This is a genomic window from Candidatus Desulfatibia sp., assembly GCF_036446775.1.
Classification (GTDB): Bacteria; Desulfobacterota; Desulfobacteria; order Desulfobacterales; family UBA11574; genus Desulfatibia_A.
In genome coordinates this window covers 1-17,941 of sequence record NZ_JAZFTO010000164.1, presented here as the reverse complement: position 1 = coordinate 17,941, position 17,941 = coordinate 1, and the positions used below count along the sequence as shown (strand labels likewise).

The window sequence follows — 17,941 nt, the reverse complement described above, 5'->3', positions numbered from 1 at the left end:
GCGGAGAAACTTATGACAAACTCAAAAAAAACAATCCAAAAGTAAAAGTCCTGCTAGCAAGCGGCTATAGTATCGAAGGCCAAGCAACCGAAATTATGAACCGGGGTTGTAACGGTTTTATCCAGAAACCTTTCAATATGGCGGATCTATCACAAAAAATAAGGACGGTTCTCGACAAAAAGTAATAAAATGGGATGAAATCTTCATACAGTTGGATCTGAGATATCTGCTTGCATCCTTGCGCCACAAAAACCTTTAATGCCTGTGATACCTTGCCAAAAGCTGTAAATATCATTTGTTTTCAATAGGATGAGATACGCATTACATATCGACAACTTAGATTAAGGATCATTGCAAAGCCATGGTTATTTTCCCTCACTATATATTGTATAATTTTATCCCCGAACCCCTTGGCACGACGTAGCTTCAGCGTAGGCGGCTGGATCTCTTTCCTGCGGTAGGCAGCCCACATATCTTTCAAACTGCCCCTATCGGTCTGAATTTTAATGGAAACAACTTTTTTGGGGAAATCTTCGAATGCTGGCACGAAAATTGCTTTTATAAAGTCGCAACACGATTTTATTTGATAAGGAGGTTGTTATTATGGTTTGTACTACAGCCAGAAAAGGTATGGAGTGTCCGTTTAGTGCGGCCGGCGGCTGTTCATACAACGGTGGGGTTTGCTATGAAATTATTGAGAAGTGCAGTGGGTGCAACCGCATCCAAGAATACTCTACTGGATGGTACTGCACAGCCAGCCCTGAGCCGTCATTGAAATGGAAAAACGGCAATTGCAATCTTGCCACTAATGTTGTGGCAATATCCAGTGCAAAGAAAGCAAAAATTAATCCCCTCAAGGCCTCTAAGAGGGGAGATAAATAATCCACCACTCCAATACTCCCCAAAAACTATTAATGGCAAGGACCATAAGCCCCTATGGGGGATAATTAAAGCCACGTTCTATGGGCGTTGACTCTTTACTCGATAATCGCTTGACGGAAATACCACATAGTGGTAATTACCTTGTTTCGTTATGGGAACGTATAATAATGGAATATTGAGAAATGGACTCATCTCCAATTAAAGCTGTCGGGTTGTTGTCAGGGGGACTGGACAGTACCCTGTCTGCACAACTGATGCTGGAGCAGGGGATTGAAGTATATGCCGTCAACTTCACCTCTCCTTTTTGTACTTGCACCCCCAAACAAGCGGGATGTGCGGCGGTCGTTACGGCCGTTAGGGAACTGGGGAATATTCCCCTCAAGCAGGTAGCCTTGCGGGATGAATATCTGGAAATTGTACAAGCCCCCAAGCACGGACACGGATCGGGCATAAACCCCTGCATCGATTGCAGGATTATGAAGATAAAAAAAGCCGGGGAATACATGCACAAGATCGGTGCCTCCTTTCTTTTTACCGGTGAAGTTTTGGGCCAACGTCCCATGTCACAGTATAAATCCGCCCTGAATATTATTGACCGGGAATCAAGTTTGCAAGGATATATCCTGCGGCCGCTTTCAGCGCAGCATCTGGAACCAACGATTCCAGAAAAGAAAGGACAGGTTGACCGCAACAAGTTGCTTGGAATATCGGGGCGGTCGCGGAAAACACAGATATCGCTGGCAGTTGAAAAGGGAATTAGAGATTATCCCTGTCCGGCGGGGGGCTGTCTTTTAACAGACAAGAATTTTTCTGACAGAATTCGTGATTATTTTGCTTATACCGAGTGTCCATCAATTAGAGATATCCCTCTTCTTAAAATCGGAAGACATTTTCGGATTGACGGTGGTGACAAAATTATTGTCGCGCGTAATGAGCAGGAAAGTAATGAGCTGAAAAATCTATGCCGGGAAAACGATCATCTTTTTATACCCTTAGATTTTAAGGGCCCTACCGTGATTCTTCAGGGGGACTCCCTGAAAACCGCTGTTGAAAAAATGATAAGGTATACCAAGAGATCGGTTGGGGAAGCTTCCCGGATTACCCATGTGTTCAGGGGAAAAACCAGTATCTTACCCCTGGGGGATTATGATGGGAAATACTAAAGCAAAGGTTGCCATAGCACTTAGCGGGGGAGTCGATTCTTCGGTGGCCGCGGCTTTGCTCAAGGAGGAAGGCTTTGAGGTTGTCGGTATTACCATGGAAATATTTGACGGTTCAATCGTTGTGCAAGAGGCTCAAAATCATGCCTGTTACGGCCCTGGTGAAAAAGAGGATGTTGAAGCGGCGGCATCCATCTGCAAGAAACTTGCAATTCCATTTTTTGTAATTGATCTGAAAAAAGAGTACAGAGGTCATGTCATTGACTACTTCAAGAAAGAATATCTCGCGGGAAGAACACCGAATCCTTGTGTAGTATGCAATAAAAGGCTTAAATTTGGTTTTCTTGCCGAAAAAGCGAAAGCTGCGGGAGCTGATTTTAATTTTTTTGCAACCGGCCACTATGCCCGGGTAGTAAGATCCGAAGGGCGTTTTCTATTAAAGAAAGCTGTAGATCTATCTAAGGACCAAACATATTTTCTCTACAGGCTTACGCCTGACCAACTTTCCAGCATTTTGTTTCCCTTAGGTGCATACACAAAACAGCAGGTCAGAAAAATTGCACGCTCATTCGGGCTTGAAACAGCACACCGGCCGGAAAGTCAGGATTTTATCGCCGGTGGCGACTACTCCACTCTTTTCAATAAAGATGAGGTAGAGGAGGGTGATATTGTTGACGATCAAGGCAATATCCTTGGAAGACACCGGGGTATCATCTATTATACCGTCGGGCAGCGCCGGGGTCTTGGCATTGCGTCACACCGGCGGCTCTATGTGATGAAAATCGACACCGCCAACAACAGGGTCGTAGTCGGCGGCCGGGAGAGCATTTTCTCAGAAGGCCTTATCGCAACCGACCTAAACTTTATTGCTGTCGAAAGACTTCGCCGGCCATACAAAGTGAAAGCCAAGATTCGGTTTAGACACCAGGAAGTAGATGCAACGGTTTCGCCGCTTAATAATGACAAAATGAAAATTCTGTTCAGCCGGCCGCAGATGTCTGTTGCTCCGGGGCAGTCGGCAGTCCTGTATTTAGACGATTCCGTGTTCGGCGGCGGTGTTATTGAACAAGCCATACAATAAACATTCTTCCCGTTTAGGGTATCAATTAAACGGCAGCCCCGTAACGGCCGCCCAGAGCACCAGGGTGTGCATAATGATAAGGATAACCAGCGGGCACAAAATCCATAGGCGGGCCGTGACCGCTTGATCGCAAGGGTTTGAACCCTCATCGTTGCCGGAATGGATCGGTTTATAAAGACGTCTTGGAAAAAAAATAGCGACGGAGCCTGTGATTAGGAACAGGCCGTTCCAGCTCAGCAGCCAGAAGGGGTAAACACCCCGAAAGGTCAGGTTTGCTTTAACATGGAACAAGTATACACACGTCAACACGGCTCCCGCAGCCCCGAAGACCATAACTCCCAGCACCGGCTTGAATTGTTTCAGACCGCCGGTCCAGGACCAGCCGCCTGTCGGCGCCTTTCTCAGGCCGGCAAGGGTAAAGATCCCCATAAGGGCGGCGGCAGAGTTCATGATCATATCCTGCCAACCGTAATACCGGTTCGGGATAATCCCTTGCAGCATTTCATCAACAATACCCAGCAAAGCAGCGCATATAAAAACGAGCACAAATATGCCTTTATCCTTGTAATCAAGCGCCAGGACTTCAAATAGAAGCCACGTCATAATTATATATTCGGGGATATGGATATATTTGTTCGGATTGGGTTCTGTAGAAATAAAAACCCAAACGATGATCGCACAGGGAACTAATAGTGCCAGGGCCTTTATACCCTTTTTCAATACCAGAACCGCGAGAATATAAGCGATTCCCAGCAGGATGATTAAAGCGATGGGAACTTTTTGGGCAATTTCAGGCGAAAAGTGCTTTGCAATGGCATTAAAGATCAAAATTACATGAGGAAGCACAAGAGTATAAGCTGCCACTAAAGCCCACAACAAGCCCCGTAGTATGGAACTGCTTTCTTTGTGCTCCCTGATTTCCAGAATGATTCCCCTTGTTTTGGTTTTTCACCAGTCTGTTAATCCACAGATTTCGCAGATTACACAGATTGCAATGAATACGCGATGAAGGTTGCGGAATCTGTCGGGTTTAATTCCCCGCAGCTTGCTGCGTTAAGATAGAAAATATCATTTGTTGATACCCCGTGGCTTGCCGCGGGGTCGTTCATCAGTTGCAAAAAAAATTTAGTACCTTATGTGCTAATACCATTATAGCAAATGCCGTGCCAATTTTTAGGGATTTGATGGATTAGACCGGGGGGTGCTTGAGGGCGTTGCCAGACATCAATGGGCTAAGAATTTGAAATGAAAGTGAAAGTGGTTACAAACTACGAAGTCCCGTGGCCTTGAGCCAAGCCAAAAATCACCAAAATAAATCTGAGAATTGGAGCAATAAAGCACTGCAATCTGTCAGGATATTGTAATGGTATTAGGACACTTTTTCTTTTGGCAGAATTTATCCTGATAAAAAAGCAGGTTAACTGTGTCTTAAAATTAGGACACTGTCTATCATAAAATGCGTCCCGTTTCAGCCACTTACTGAAAATTTGTCAAGTTAACGGCTCAATCGGAACATTATTATGAGAATCGCTATTGAGTGACAGGTTTGGTGATCTGATATTTCTTAAGCTTAAGATAGAGGGTGTTGCGGCTGATCCCCAAACGCCGGGCTGCCATTTTTTTGTTCCAACCGCACTCCTCCAGGACTTGCTGTAGAAATTTTTTCTCGTGCGCGCTCATGGCATGCAACAGCCCGCCGGCTCTGGTGTTGGATCCGGCCTTATGTAACGACCTGGGCAGATCTGAAGCCTCAATCCTTTGCCCCTTGGCCAGCACCGTAGCGTGTTCAACAGTATTTTTCAGCTCCCTGACATTGCCCGGCCAAAAATAATCAAGCAGCCGCCGCATGGCCTCGGGGCTGAATTTTTCAATCTCCTTATCTTGTTCGCCAACAAAATAGCGCAGAAAATGATGGGCCAGTAGGGGGATGTCATTCTGCCGTTCTCTGAGTGGCGGCAAGCGGATGGAAATGACGTTAAGGCGGTAAAAGAGGTCTTCACGAAAATTACCGTTTTGCACTTCGCGGTCAAGGTCCTTATTGGTGGCAGCAATGATGCGAACATTTACTTCCAGAGTCTTTTCACCTCCTACGCGCTCAAATTTTTGGGTCTGGAGCACCCGCAGCAGTTTAATCTGGGCTGATGAGGATATCTCACCGATCTCATCCAAAAATACAGTGCCGCCATGGGCCTGTTCGAAACGTCCGGACTTTTGGCGGATGGCTCCCGTAAAAGCCCCTTTCTCGTGGCCGAAGAGCTCACTTTCCAGGAGTGTGGCCGCATAGGCCGAACAGTTAATCACCACAAAAGGTTTGTCCTTACGCAGGCTTTGGTGGTGGATGGCATTGGCCACCATTTCTTTGCCGGTGCCGTTTTCTCCCATAATCATGGCAGTAACGTCGGTGGAGGCGATATCCTCAATCAGCTTATAGATTTCCTGCATTTTTGGATCCTTGCCAATGATCCCGCTAAATTCTACATTGCTTTCAACGCGGCTCCGCAGATTACGTATTTCTTCTTCCTGTGAAATTGCCCGCATAATAACGCCGGCTGTCTGAGTCAAGATCAGACCCACCATATCAAAAGCCTCAGCGTCACATTGGCAATCGCCGGGACAGGCTGCAAGTAGAGCGCCAAAAGATTGATTTTCATAATGGAAAGGAACGATGGCCTGACGCGTTACGGCTTGAAAACCATCCGGAACAAAATATTGCTTGAAAATAACCTTATTGGTGAAGGTAACCTTTTTCAGGCCTTCTAAAGCAACCGCGGCCGTCCGCAGGGTCTCTGGTTCTTTTAAAATCTTGGCGCCTTTGGCCGATAGTGCAAAGAGAAGGTCCCGGTTGACATTAAAAATCAGGAATACTAACTGGTTGCACTTAAGAATGTGCTGTAATTTTTTGATCAGAAATGGGCCGATTTCATTCAGGCTGCGTTGCGAACCGATCTCCTGAACAATGCCGCAGAAGGTTCTGGTCTGGTCATGGGCGCGTTCCAGTTCCATGGTCTGTTCTTCAAGCTTGCGGGTATATTCTTCCATGTGGCCAACCATGTGGTTGAATGAGGCCGCCAGTTCTCCCACTTCATCATGTCCTTGAACCGGCACCCTTACGCCCAGTTCACCTTTGTCAATTTTTTTGGTCGCCTGCGCCAAAGCTGCCAATGGGCGCGTAATCCGTCTGACAAAGAGGAGAGTTCCGCCTAAAGCCAGTAAAAGAATCCCCAGGGTAAGCCCGCTCATTTGCAGCCATAACTTGGTCAGTTTGCGACGATAAGGTTTTTCTGAAAACCCCAGGCGTAAGACGCCCGCCTTTTTCTCGAAAATGGGCCAGGCAACATCCAGATAGTATTCGCCGCCGGTGGTGGTGATTTCCTGGTTATGAGCTTGCTTCCCGGAAGTAAGCCCATTGGCATCCAGCAGATCGGCCGGGAAACCTTTCACAAAGGTGTGGGCCAGAACCTTACCGTCCTGGTAAACAAATAGGTATGAAATGGCGGGATTGCTGCGCACCTGGAGATCCAGCGCTTTCTGGAGAGCAACCAGATCGCGCGTGAGGATCATATCAGCGCATTCCAGAGCCACTGAATGGGCCAGATTTGCCGCCTGGCCGGTCATTGTCTCGAAAAGACTGCTGCCGTAACGCTGGGTGACCAGCAGCGAAGTGAGCAGGCTGCTGCCGAGCACCAAGGCGGAAACAGCTATCAGCAATTTGCTCCTAAGGCTTTTCAGGCCCATGGCGTCCCTCGTCAAATAATGCCACTTTCTCCTTCATCTGCCGGATAGGTTCGTACCACTCCTCCTGGGGTGCTACAAACCGGTCAATCATAAGTTTTTCGAGAATTCTTTGGCCTTCGGGGTCCTGATGCATGGAAAAAAGTAACCGGCGAATGCGTTCTTTTAGCTCGGTGGGAAGGTATCGTTGGGCCACCAGAGGCGGGATGCCGTAGGGCTCCGATTTCTTGATAACTCGAGTTCTATCAGTAAAGGTGGGTTTCTTATGGTTGTAGTATTCCCAAATGAGCCCATCAACGGCGGCTCCGTCCGCAAGGCCCCAGGCTACAGCCAGAATGGAATTATCGTGACCAAAGGTATTAATGGTCTCGGCAAAGAAGGTCTCCGGCCGCTCTTGCAGCTGCGCCAGCCAGAAAGTAGGCACCAATTTTCCGGTATTGGAGTCCGGATCTGTAAAAGCAAAGATCCGCCCTCTGAGATCTTCAAACCGCTGAAAGGAACTGTCTTGGTTGACAATCAGGTAGGCCTTGTAGAAAGGGCTACCGTGAACCTCGGGAGTGGCTACCAGTTCGAAGCCGTATTTTTCTTTTCCAATTGCGTAAGGACCCGAACAGATAAAGGCCAAATCAATCTGATCCTTTTGGAAGAGTTCGTTGATCTCACCATAGGTTTTCCGCTGAACAAGCTCTACATCTCTGTCAAGACGCCTCCCAATATAGTCCAGAATCTGGCGATGATAAATGAAGGTCTCCTTAGGAGAGATCATTGCCGCTACGGCCACCCGCAGGGTACGGTCCCCCGCCGGCCGGCCTTGCGGTCGCTCAATCGTTACAGTTTTGGATAAATCAATCAAGCGGATCTCACCCCCATCGCCACAACCATAAGTAAAGACCAGCATCGCGACAGCCAGAAACCTGAGTAAAAAACAGACCCTTTTAACTGAAAAAAGAACTAAATCCATAACCCTAACCCGGACAAACCGGAAATAACAAATCACAAGCATCAAATTTCAAATAAATTCCAAACTACAAACTCCAAATTCCAAATACTAAATACTAAAGAACTAATACCGCAATCACCTGATAACGCAGTAGATCCGGGACCGATTTAAATCAACAGCTGCACAACCGCTTTTTGACCGGCCCGTATTTTAGTAACGCCCTCGGGTACAAGCAGGAGGCCTTCCGCCTCTGCCAGGTCTCTCAATCGACTGCTTCCCTTGGCCGGGCGGAAATAACTTTGGTCCTTTTTCATTTGAAGAAAACCGAAAACCGCCTGGGTCCAGTCCGACTGGCCTTCAACCGTTTTTGTCAGTTTTGTTATGATCGGTCGTAGTCCGGGGGTCTTACAGCCTGCCAGTTTTAAAATGCCCGGCAGGGCCAGCTGCAGGAAAGCAACCAGATTCGACGGCGGGCCGCCCGGCAGTATGAACACCGGCTTTCCCTGAAACATCCAGAGACCGACAGCCTTGCCGGGACCTAACCGCACCCGGTGATAAACCTTTTCCCATCCCAAATCATCCAGCACACGCGCCATCAAATCCCGGTCCCCTGACCAGGCACCCCCACTGGTAATGACCGCATCATTGTGTTTTATTCCAAACAGAAGTTTTTCTTTGAGTATGCTCTCTTCATCAAAAATAATATCGAGCTCGGTTTTGAAACCGTAACGCCGGCACCAGGCTGCCAGCGTCAGCATATTGCTGGCATAAAGCTTTCCTTGCGTTAACGGTTGACCGGGAAGAACCAATTCATCTCCAGTGGCGATCAATGCCACTTGCGGTTGGCGATACGTCCTGATGCGGTCGTGTCCTCCGGCAGCCAGAAAGCCGATCATTCCGGGAGCCAGCACATGGCCGGCTTCAATGAGGACTTTATCTTTGGCAATATCGCTGCCTCGGCCAAGAATGTTGCGGCCCGGCTCGGCGTGGGCTTCAATGCTGACATGATCATCGTCGCACTGGGCAAATTCTTCGGCCACTACTGCATCCGCATTTTCCGGCAGCAGCGCCCCCGTAAGTATCCGCACAGCGCTGCCCGGTCCAACTGCCAACCGCCTTTTTTCTCCGGCAGCGGCGACACCATCCAGTCTCAGCCTTACGGCAGTGTTGCGCAGGGTGCCTTCAATATCCGCCGAACGTACAGCATAGCCGTCTTTCATGGAGACATCGGCCGAGGGAGAATCGACACGCGCCCGCAATTTTTCAGCGGATACGCAACCGACACTCTCTGCAAGGGCCTTTTCAACGACTTTAAGCGGCTTGATCTTGCTTAGAGTGCGTTTCAGGGCTGTTTGAAATCCAATGAATTGTCGCGGTGTTGTCCGTTTCATAAAAAAGTGAATATCCTCTCTGCAAAAATAACAATGGCTACAACAACGATTCCTCCCAGGCATTTTTCCATGGTACGCGGCGACAATCTCGATGAGCCCATAAATGATCCCAAGTAACCTCCGATTAAAACAGCAACTATTAACGGAAGAAATGCGATTAGATCGATGCGCTGATACTGGAGGCGTGCGATCAAACCTGCTAAAGAATTCACCCAAATAAAAACAGCCCCGCAGGCCGCCGCTTCTTTAGGTGAGCCTAAGCCCAAAACAATAATCAGCGGAACAAGAAAGATGCCTCCGCCAATACCAACGGTACCGGCGACGAATCCCAGCACAGAACCCGCCATTAACGAAATCATTATTTTCCGGGTTTTGCTGACATTCAGCTTTAAGGAAGCATTTTCCCAGACATAAATTCGTATTGCAATAAGGACCAAACTGATAAGCAGTATCCAGTAAAAGGTCTCTTTAGCCAGTTTGAGAGAACCGCCCAGATAAGACATGGGAATGGAAGCAATAAAAAACGGTAAAATGAGCTCCAGGCGGGCATGCTTTTTGCGGATAAAATTATAACTGCCAACGGAAGTAACAAACAAGTTCAGCGTTAATGATATTGTTGGAATGGCGACATAACTTACACCAAAGATCGCCATTAAAGCTGTAAATGAAGACCCGCCGCCCATCCCTACGGACGAATAAACAAAAGCCACTGCAAAAAATAATGCCGCTAAGACATATAAAGATATTACAAGTTCTTCCATAAGTTAATAACCTGATACTGGATGCTCGATACTGGATGCTCGATACTGGATGCTCGATACTGGATGCTCGATACTGGATACTGGATACAGTAAGGAATCGCTTTCAGGCGCTTAGCCAAGCTACTGCGACGAAGTCGGATCGCTCTATCTCTTTTATAAAATTGCCAAAGATCTTTTTTTTATCCAGCATCCGGAAACCGGCATCAAGCATCTGTCTCGCACTTGCAACTGAGTTTGTTATGAAAACTTGGTGTCAATGTTAAGACTTTGGCCGATATAGACTTTTAGTTTCATGAAGCGGCCTTCCCTTGAGCTAAAGAAACGTCCTTTGCAAGGTTAAAATGCTTTATCAGAAAATCGACCACGCTTTGGCCGTCGTCGGTAGAAAATCGAGGCACGCCCAAATCAATCGGATCGTCGCTTATCAGCGCCAGTAACGTTTTGTCACCCTTGAATAACGGGGCTTTGTGAACCTGTGACCTGAAAACCTCCAGTTTCGGCAGATTTTCTTTTTTGTAACCTTCGGTTAGAATAATATCCATATCGGGCAGAAGCGCCACGAGTTCTTCAGTCCTGTGGTCGTGATCGACGTCCCTGACCATGCCGATCTGGTAGGGTGAAGAAATTACGGTAACAGACGCGCCGGCTTTTTTGTGCCGCCAGCTGTCCTTGCCCGGCCGATCCATTTCAAAACCGTGCACGTCATGTTTTATGGTCCCCACGGCATAGCCGCGATGTTTGAATGCGGAAATCAGTTTTTCCAGCAAAGTGGTTTTTCCTGAGCCGGAATACCCGACAACCGAGACAACAGGGGGTGATTTCCCCCAAATCACATTTAACGATTGGTTTTGCTGGTCATTTTTACCCATCATATCTCTCAATTTTATCCTTTGTTTTATTGAAGATGCTGTCAAATATTTTATCATCAGCAGACATACATTTTTTTACTAAAAGCTTGTATTTCTTCATCAATTCCTTACCTTCCCTGGACAGGCGCGTGCCGTCTTTTCTATCGGCATGCACGATTTTCACATTTAAGTTCTTTTCAGTGGCTTTGATTTTACTCCAAACCGCCTTATAAGACATTTTCATCTGTTTGGCGGTCTGGTTCATTGACCCTGTCTTTTCGATGCTCTCCAAAATTTCCATGCGGCCCTTGCCGATGATGATATTGTTATATTCATCAACAATCCACTGGCTTGATCTTAATTTAAGGTTCACCATTGCTCTAATAAGCCTCCCTTCTACCTAGTTTCCATCCATAAATGGCTATTTTTTCGATGAGCGGCGTTCTCTCTCCGAGGCGTAGGCTCTACGAGCCGGAGGCCGCGGATTTCCGCCCTCGACGTACTAAAGTACGCCTCGGACGAAAACCCTTGCTTGTCCCGCCATAGCCCTTTTCTAAGGGCGACGGCGGATGCGGCCTTACGTCTTCGCCGAGGCTTCGCCGCACGCGTGCTCATCGAAAAAATATCTCATTTATGAATTGGAAACTACTTAGTGCTCAAATGTATTTATGGACGGACACTAGGTAATTTCCAAAATTTATTTCAGGACCAACACGCATTAAATGTTTTTTAGTTCCGCTTTTAGCGGGGCTTTATATAAAATCGTGGAACGATTTTATTTATGGAACTTGATGAAAAGCTGCTAAAGGATGTGAAGGGATTTCTGGACACCCGCGAAGGCCGCAGTCTTTACCAGTTTGCCCTCAAAGCCAGCCGGCTGGGGCCTTGTCTGGAAATCGGAAGTTACTGCGGCAAAACGACCATTTACCTGGGTACTGCCTGCCGGGAGAACAACAGCACCCTTTTTTCCATTGACCACCACAGGGGCTCCGAAGAACAGCAGCCCGGCGAAGAGTATTTTGATCCCGAACTCTTCGATAGAGAGGCCGGGCGGGTGGACACATTCAAAGAATTCAGAAAAACTCTGGTAAATGCGGAACTAGAGGATACGGTTGTACCCATCGTATGCAAGTCGGCTGTGGCCGCGCGTCTGTGGGCAACGCCGCTCAGCCTGGTTTTTATCGACGGCGGGCACACGTTTGAGGCGGCGTTTACAGATTACAACGCTTGGTCCGGGCATATCATGCCCAATGGATATTTGCTGATTCACGACATTTTCAAAGACCCTGCCAAGGGTGGTCAGGCACCCTATCAGGTCTATCAACTGGCCGCTGACTCCGGCCTTTTCCGTGAACTTCCCATGATCGAGACTATGGGGGTGCTGCAGCGGCGACAATACGGAAAACTTCCCGAAAACTTTTTCAATAATGATTGAAAGACAAGAAATTTTACGCTTTTCTGTAATAGTTCAGCCACAAAGGCACTAAGACACTAAGATTATAGTACTAATTTAAATTGTCCGATTGGTTTTATTGGTTTAATTAGTTTTATTTGTTAACCAACCAAACCAATGGAACCAATTTAACCAATAAAACTGAATCATTAAGGTTTATAATCCATACTCCTTCTTTGTGCCTTTGTGTCTTCGTGGCTGAACTGTTATGCTTTCCTTAAGTAAAGCACAAGGCTTTTGCCCAGCAAAGGATTGAGCAGATTTTCCAGCAGGCGGGTTATCCAGGGGTGCTTCATCATATCCCAGACCAGAAAACGGTGATACAGGTTGACAAGCCGCAGATCTTCGCGTGCGGGCCCTAAAAGGCATTTCAACCACCAGTAAGGTGTGTGCAGGCTGTGGGCATAATGCTTTCCCCAAAGCGTAGCGCCGGTTGTTTCCAAAAGTTCAGTCAACTCTTTTTGTTTGTATATGCGGATGTGTCCGTTTGCGGTGTTGCGATAATCTTTGGAAAAGGTCCAGCAGATTCTTTCAGGAAGATATCTGGGGACGCTGACCATCAGGTTCCGGCCGGGTTTTAGGACCCGGATTATCTCGGAAACAGCCGTCCGGTGGTCATGGATATGCTCCAGAACCTCCGAGCAAATGACAAAATCGAAAAAATTGTCTTTAAAGGGTAAATCGAGTGTGTCTGCAACCGAAATCACACCTGTACCACCGCCATGATTGCCGAATTTTGCGTGGTATTCGATCCTGTTGTCGGCTTCTATAACATCATCAAAGTTAATATCCACTCCCACGGCGAGCACATTTTTGCACTGCAAGGCGGCGCAGGTGTGGCGTCCTGATCCGCAGCCGATATCTAGAATGCGGTAGCCGGGTTGTATTGCGAGCCTGTTAAAGTCGACGGTAATCACGAATCGTCTCCCGGTAAGCCTCAGCGGTCATTTCCGCCGCCCTTTTCCAGGTAAAGTGCTTGTGCACCCGCATGCGGCCGGCACGCCCGATTTTGGCGGCCCGCTCCGGATTGTCGAGAAGCCTTGTGATAGAGCCGGCCAGCGCTTCAGGATCGGCCGGCGGTACCAGAATACCGGCATCACCCACTATCTCGGGCAGCGCGCCGCCGGTGGTGCAGACCACCGGAAGGCCGCAGGCCATGGCCTCACCGGCCGGAAGGCCGAAGCCTTCATATACCGATGGTACCACTGCAACGGCGGCCCGGGCGTATTGCCGCACAAACTCGTTGTGGTCGATCCGGCCTGTGAAGGTAATGCATGCTCCAATACCCAGTTCTCTTATGAGGGATTCGATGTAGCCGTTTTTCTTGGGAGATCCGACAACGATGAGTCTGGTGTTGCGGGTTTTTAAGATTTTGGAAACAGCCTGCAAAAGGTAATCAAGTCCTTTTAGAGGCGTGTCGGCGCTGTTGGTAACAATAATACGGTTTTCTCTCCGCTTGATTTCAGGGATCGGATAAAAAAGGTCGGTGTCAATACCATTAGGGACAATTCTGAATTTATGAGAAGGGATTTTAAAATCTCTGCTGATATCGTCCCGGGCGGATTTTGAAACCGTAATGATGTGTGTAAGGCTCCTGGAAATCCGTTTCTGCATGCCGATAAACGAATACCAGCGCATTTGCTGCATCTTTTTCCAAATAGTTGGAGCCGTTTTTACGGCCAGATCCCTGTCCACGGTAATGGGGTGATGGATGGTGGCAATGGTCGGAATATATTTTCCGATGGACCGGATACCGTAGGAAAGACTCTGGTTGTCGTGCACGACATCGTATTGATGCAGCTTGTCTTTTAAGAATTTATAAGCCCTGATTCCGAAAGTAAACGGTTCCGGGAAACCCATAGTAGAGACATCCAACCACTCTATGAGGTTGATGGGATCGGCAAGTTCCCGCAGCGTGGGCATCCTAAACAGGTTGTCGGGGTTATAAAGATCGAGACCCGGCAGTCGAAACAGCCCAATATCCTTTGCAAGAATCGGGTCCGGCGGTCCGGAGATCACATCAACCTGATGCCCCAGATCTTTGAGCGCTCTGCTCAAATGCTGGATATAGACCCCCTGGCCTCCACAATGCGGATTGCTCCGGTAGCTTAACAGGCAGATTCTTAAGGGCGCCGGATGATCTATGGGCATTTTTCAAAGGTCTCTTTTTGATGTTAACGTCTGGCAAATTCTACAACTCGTTGTAATCAAATTTATTTTTTAGTAAGGGTACATTCTAACGATATACAGCTCAAGCTTTATCTTGAACGGCGGCGGCGATTCTCAGCGAAATATGTTTTTGCATTTCACGGGGCAGGCGGCAATGCCTTCAAGCTTCAAAATTTGTGACATGATACGTTCGTGCAGAAAGTGCAGAAATAAAACATGTTCTGCAAGAACGTTATATATTAAAATAACAAAAGGTTATACCCTCCAGCATGGCATAGAAAAAATTTGTTATCGCCTTGTCCCGTATCACGTCAGGTCCATGATGGACAGCAGAAGAAATGGTTTGTGCGCGGCGCGGTGCAAGGTATAGGCAGGATATCTATCGCGGCCTCTATCAGTTCTTAAATTTGATAATTTGGGAAGGTGGTTTTCAATCCTCGCCGCATTTTGTCAAGAATGAAGATTTATCCTGCCTGCCCAGTTAAATTTCTTTTTTATTTATTTAACCAGGGTTAAATGCGGAGCATATTTAAACGAGACCTGACCCCTTGTTTTCCTTAAAACCGGGTGTTTTACACCCGGTAGCAAATCCAACGAGAAAAGCTCTGACGTGCTTTTGACTTAATTTTTATCCTTGTGCGGAAAGCCACTTTCTCCTTAAACATAGGGCCCATTTTCCGTCATCCAGCTTGTTGGCAATACTGGTCGCCAACTCAAACATACGGGTATTTATATCCGAAGCCTGTTCGGCCTTGGCATAAACCCGCCGGGACCATGCGTTATCCCCAAGATGTCTCAAAATGCTTTCGGCCAGGTAAATAAAATCTCTTGTTTCTGAGAATTTGTTCTCAGCAGAGCTGAGCATCTGTCGGAGCAGGTCATTGTCACCCGTTTGCTTCACGACGATGGAAATCAGGTTTGCGTAGTCGTCTCGATTATGGCACTTGGCTTCAGCCTTGTTATAGATGGATATTGCCCACTCCTTATCAGACATAATATCAAACACAGCCCCTGCTACAGTGATGTATCCGAAAAGATCTTGACTTTTCTCCTCGGCACTGCCCAGAAGGTTTTTGCTCCAGTCTTGATCACCCAATTTTGCTGTAACAATACGGGCCAGTTTGATAAAATCCGTCTCTTTTTCGCATCGTTCTTCTAATCCTGAATAGATTTTCTTGACCCATTCCGTGTCATTCAGGGTGGCGGTGATTCCATCAACCAGATTGTTAACCTTGTTGGTATCATCGCATTTTTCGAGTTGTTTTTCATAAATTGCGCGTACCCAATCCGTTTCGTTAAGATCAGCATAAATAGCCGTGGCAACATCGAGATATTCTGGGGAATAGGTGCAGAATCCTTCAGCTTTTTGGTAAAGTTTCCTGGCATAGTGCGTGTCAGCTGTTTTCTCGATCACTTCATGCGCCAGGACAGATATGGATTTGCTTGTTTCGGATTCTTGTTCCCGCCTGATAAATTCCCTGTAAAGATCTTTATGAGTCTCCCGTTTTTCGAGTTGATCATTAACGGCATCGATCCACTGCTGATCGTCGGCGTACTTGATGACGGCATCGGCGGTTTTTTTAAAGTCATCCGCTGTCTTTACGAATCGTTCGGCCCGTTTTAACTCGTCAAAGGCGCCTTGTTTATCATTTATTTCGTCGGCCAGGGCCATTGCGACCGCTACCAACTCACCGGAATGCTGGGAAGTGCCGGCGGCCTTTTTGTATACACCACCGGCAAAATCAGCATCGCCGGTATCTTTAAAGGCAGCTTGGGCCAGTTTGACAAAATTGGCATAGTCGCTAAATTTCGTTTCCGCAGTTTTGTATACGCTCAGCGCCAGGTCCTTAGCATTAAATTTACTCATCAGCGATTCGGCGAGTTTCATCAAATCATCGCCGCTTTCGAGCTTGCCCTCAGCTTTTTTATAAATTGCTTTGGCATATTCTTCATCTTCCAGATCAGCTACGGCAGACTCGGCCAATTTGATGAGTTCAACTCCGGAATCAAGTGCATTCTCGGCCTTCTCATAAATGGATTTCGCCAGATTTTTATCGGCAAAATTATCCAGAACGCCTTTGGCAATCACCCCAAAATCCTCGCCGGTTTTGCATGCTTCTATAGCCTTATCGTAAACTTCCCGGGCCCAGTCTTTATCGTCAAATACGTCAATCACGCTCTGGGCGTATTCAATGTAGTCCGCAGAGGTGCTGCATTTTTCCAGGGCTTTGTTGGCGGTCTCTTTGGCCAGGTCCGGGTCTGAGAGGGCCGCGTTGATGCTTTTGCTGAGATCCAGGAAATCTTTTACCTTTACGCACTTGCCCTGGGCGGCGGCAAATATTTCTTGGGCGGCTTCGGCATCGCCCAAGTCTGATGCTGCTTTGCCAAGGTTTACGAACTCCTGGGCATTCATACAATAATTCCTGGCTTGCAGCAGACATTCATTTGATTTCTCTTTGTTTTCCAGTACCTCTGATGCACACTTTGCAAGGGCCATAAACTCATCAGCGGTTTCCGCCCATTCCGCAGCTTCTTCAATGAGGCTTGTGGCCCAATCTTTATCAGACAATTCATTAACGACTTCCTGGGCTAATTCGATATAATCTTCAGTAACCTGGCACTCCTCTGCTTTTGTTTCCAATTCTTCCTTTGTCGCCATTTTGCCCTCCTTTTTGGTTCCTCCAGACTAACATCCTTGTATCTATGGATAAAACGTTGAAAATTTTATGGAAGGCGATAATACCTTATTCATTGGGGCCGGGCAAGCACAAAAAACAGTTTTAGGGGCCGTAAGCACACGACATCCCCTTTTCAAAATCTGAATTTAGAATTTATATCGAACTTATTCCTGGAGGGCTTACGGGACATCCTATAATCAATAATTAATAATCAATGGCTAATAACCAAATAACCAATAACTGATTACCGTCGTTTAGTTGCGCAAGTGATCCCTGGCATCGATTAAACCGCGGAAGTCTTCAGGTTTATAATCCTCTCGGTACTTTTTTGTGACGATGGACGTTTCCTTTTTGAAGATAATCTTGTTAATTAGCCCGGATTATGTTTATATAATAGAATCAAAGTTATACGGAGGGTGTGTTGCATGTCTGCCCGTTGTTTAAATACCAGCTATAGCGAAGTCCAACGAAAGTTTGCCCTTACGGGCGTGCTGCCGATTCTGCTGTGCGTGCTGCTGCTGACAGGATGCAGCGCCCTGATCTCGTCGGCCGCCGTTGATATGACCGCCGGCCTGTCCCAGGCCATCTTAAACAACAATGATTTAGCGACGGTGGAAGCCGGCGCTCCGGCTTACCTGCTGATGGTCGACAGCCTGCTTTACCGTGATCCGGAAAGCGAGCCTTTGCTGCGGGAGGCCGCCTCCATATATACCGCTTATACCGACGTGTTCGTAAAGGATGTTGCCCGGGCCCAAAAATTGACCGATAAGGCATTAGGTTACGCTCTTAAAGCTGTTTGCGTGCGGCGGGCGCAAGCGTGCTCGCTGAAGCGTAAAAATTTTCAGG

The 17,941-nt window shown here is 47.4% G+C and carries 16 protein-coding genes; 6 read left to right on the top strand and 10 right to left on the bottom strand.

Annotation, left to right across the window (positions count from 1 at the left end; genetic code table 11):
- From V3S16_RS08205 to mnmA, 4 genes are all read left to right on the top strand, one after another.
- A partial coding sequence (locus tag V3S16_RS08205) for a response regulator (RefSeq protein WP_413884192.1) occupies nucleotides 1–185 on the top strand: 185 nt, incomplete at its 5' end.
- Between the two features lie 418 nt (nucleotides 186–603).
- Nucleotides 604–882: a PxxKW family cysteine-rich protein gene (locus tag V3S16_RS08200; protein ID WP_413884191.1), complete on the top strand. Its 279-nt coding sequence runs from the start codon at nucleotides 604–606 to the stop codon at nucleotides 880–882.
- 182 nt (nucleotides 883–1,064) lie between these two features.
- The gene (locus V3S16_RS08195) at nucleotides 1,065–2,045 is read left to right on the top strand and encodes a tRNA 4-thiouridine(8) synthase ThiI (protein WP_413884190.1); all 981 of its coding nucleotides are present in this window, start codon (nucleotides 1,065–1,067) and stop codon (nucleotides 2,043–2,045) included.
- Nucleotides 2,029–3,123: a tRNA 2-thiouridine(34) synthase MnmA gene (gene mnmA, locus V3S16_RS08190; RefSeq protein WP_413884189.1), complete on the top strand. Its 1,095-nt coding sequence runs from the start codon at nucleotides 2,029–2,031 to the stop codon at nucleotides 3,121–3,123. Before V3S16_RS08195 ends, mnmA begins: the two co-directional genes overlap by 17 nt.
- Nucleotides 3,124–3,144: 21 nt before the next feature.
- Here the strand turns inward: mnmA and V3S16_RS08185 are convergent, their stop codons facing one another.
- The 7 genes from V3S16_RS08185 to V3S16_RS08155 all read right to left on the bottom strand — a co-directional run bounded on the left by V3S16_RS08185 (nucleotide 3,145) and on the right by V3S16_RS08155 (nucleotide 11,171).
- Complete coding sequence (locus tag V3S16_RS08185; RefSeq protein ID WP_413884188.1) at nucleotides 3,145–3,987, bottom strand: VanZ family protein; 843 nt, start codon at nucleotides 3,985–3,987, stop codon at nucleotides 3,145–3,147.
- 666 nt (nucleotides 3,988–4,653) lie between these two features.
- The gene (locus V3S16_RS08180; protein WP_413884187.1) at nucleotides 4,654–6,858 is read right to left on the bottom strand and encodes a sigma 54-interacting transcriptional regulator; all 2,205 of its coding nucleotides are present in this window, start codon (nucleotides 6,856–6,858) and stop codon (nucleotides 4,654–4,656) included.
- Nucleotides 6,839–7,816, bottom strand: coding sequence for a phosphate/phosphite/phosphonate ABC transporter substrate-binding protein (gene phnD / locus V3S16_RS08175; RefSeq protein ID WP_413884186.1), 978 nt, complete (start codon nucleotides 7,814–7,816; stop codon nucleotides 6,839–6,841). Before phnD ends, V3S16_RS08180 begins: the two co-directional genes overlap by 20 nt.
- Nucleotides 7,817–7,962: 146 nt before the next feature.
- Nucleotides 7,963–9,186 carry a gephyrin-like molybdotransferase Glp gene (gene glp / locus V3S16_RS08170; protein WP_413884185.1) on the bottom strand — a complete coding sequence of 408 codons (1,224 nt, stop codon included), beginning with the start codon at nucleotides 9,184–9,186 and terminating at the stop codon, nucleotides 7,963–7,965.
- Nucleotides 9,183–9,947, bottom strand: a complete 765-nt coding sequence (locus tag V3S16_RS08165; RefSeq protein ID WP_413884184.1) for a sulfite exporter TauE/SafE family protein — start codon at nucleotides 9,945–9,947, stop codon at nucleotides 9,183–9,185. Before V3S16_RS08165 ends, glp begins: the two co-directional genes overlap by 4 nt.
- 290 nt (nucleotides 9,948–10,237) lie before the next feature.
- A complete protein-coding gene (gene mobB / locus V3S16_RS08160) occupies nucleotides 10,238–10,819 on the bottom strand; it encodes a molybdopterin-guanine dinucleotide biosynthesis protein B (RefSeq protein WP_413884183.1) in 582 nt (193 codons plus the stop codon).
- Nucleotides 10,809–11,171, bottom strand: coding sequence for a winged helix-turn-helix domain-containing protein (locus V3S16_RS08155; RefSeq protein ID WP_413884182.1), 363 nt, complete (start codon nucleotides 11,169–11,171; stop codon nucleotides 10,809–10,811). The genes mobB and V3S16_RS08155 overlap by 11 nt, the downstream gene beginning before the upstream one ends.
- Before the next feature lie 405 nt (nucleotides 11,172–11,576).
- Between V3S16_RS08155 and V3S16_RS08150 the strand changes: the two genes are divergently transcribed.
- Nucleotides 11,577–12,230, top strand: coding sequence for a class I SAM-dependent methyltransferase (locus tag V3S16_RS08150; RefSeq protein ID WP_413884181.1), 654 nt, complete (start codon nucleotides 11,577–11,579; stop codon nucleotides 12,228–12,230).
- A gap of 224 nt (nucleotides 12,231–12,454) precedes the next feature.
- Here V3S16_RS08150 and V3S16_RS08145 read toward each other — a convergent pair whose 3' ends face one another.
- The 3 genes from V3S16_RS08145 to V3S16_RS08135 form a co-directional block, all read right to left on the bottom strand.
- On the bottom strand, nucleotides 12,455–13,165 hold the full coding sequence (locus tag V3S16_RS08145; RefSeq protein WP_413884180.1) for a class I SAM-dependent methyltransferase: 711 nt from the start codon (nucleotides 13,163–13,165) through the stop codon (nucleotides 12,455–12,457).
- The gene (locus V3S16_RS08140) at nucleotides 13,146–14,399 is read right to left on the bottom strand and encodes a glycosyltransferase family 4 protein (protein WP_413884179.1); all 1,254 of its coding nucleotides are present in this window, start codon (nucleotides 14,397–14,399) and stop codon (nucleotides 13,146–13,148) included. The genes V3S16_RS08145 and V3S16_RS08140 overlap by 20 nt, the downstream gene beginning before the upstream one ends.
- 646 nt (nucleotides 14,400–15,045) lie before the next feature.
- The gene (locus tag V3S16_RS08135) at nucleotides 15,046–17,076 is read right to left on the bottom strand and encodes a hypothetical protein (RefSeq protein ID WP_413884178.1); all 2,031 of its coding nucleotides are present in this window, start codon (nucleotides 17,074–17,076) and stop codon (nucleotides 15,046–15,048) included.
- Nucleotides 17,077–17,520: 444 nt separating this feature from the next.
- Here V3S16_RS08135 and V3S16_RS08130 point away from each other — a divergent pair.
- The coding region (locus V3S16_RS08130) for a TRAP transporter TatT component family protein (RefSeq protein WP_413884177.1) at nucleotides 17,521–17,941 on the top strand (421 nt) is incomplete at its 3' end.